The organism is Halorubrum sp. SS7 (genome assembly GCF_005435055.1).
In the GTDB taxonomy this organism is placed as follows: domain Archaea; phylum Halobacteriota; class Halobacteria; order Halobacteriales; family Haloferacaceae; genus Halorubrum; species Halorubrum salinarum.
Genome location: NZ_SGXV01000505.1, coordinates 1 through 296 on the forward strand (window position 1 = coordinate 1; position 296 = coordinate 296).

The 296-nt window shown below is 70.6% G+C and carries 1 protein-coding gene; it reads right to left on the reverse strand.

What is annotated here, in order from left to right; all coding sequences use genetic code 11:
• Nucleotides 1-296: dTMP kinase (locus EXE44_RS18955; RefSeq protein ID WP_369333871.1), on the reverse strand; the 296-nt coding region annotated here is incomplete at both ends.

Genomic DNA, 296 nt, shown 5'->3' on the forward strand with positions numbered 1-296 from the left:
GATGAGGCGCTCGTAGTTGTCGCGAACGGCCGCGAGGTAGCCGTCTCGCTCGAACTTGTCGGTCCGGCCGGCGCGCTCGGCCGCGGTCTTCGGATCCAGATCGAGGTATATCGTCGCGTCCGGCGGGCGGGAGAACGCGGCGTGGATCCCGCGGACGTACTCCACGGGCCGCTCGATCCCGGCGTCGGCGCGCGCGAGCGTCGCCCCCTGATAGGCGAACCGAGAGTCCGAGTAGCGGTCGGCTATCACCAGGTCGCCGTCGGAAAGCGCCGGCCGCACGGTCTCCGAGAGGTGGT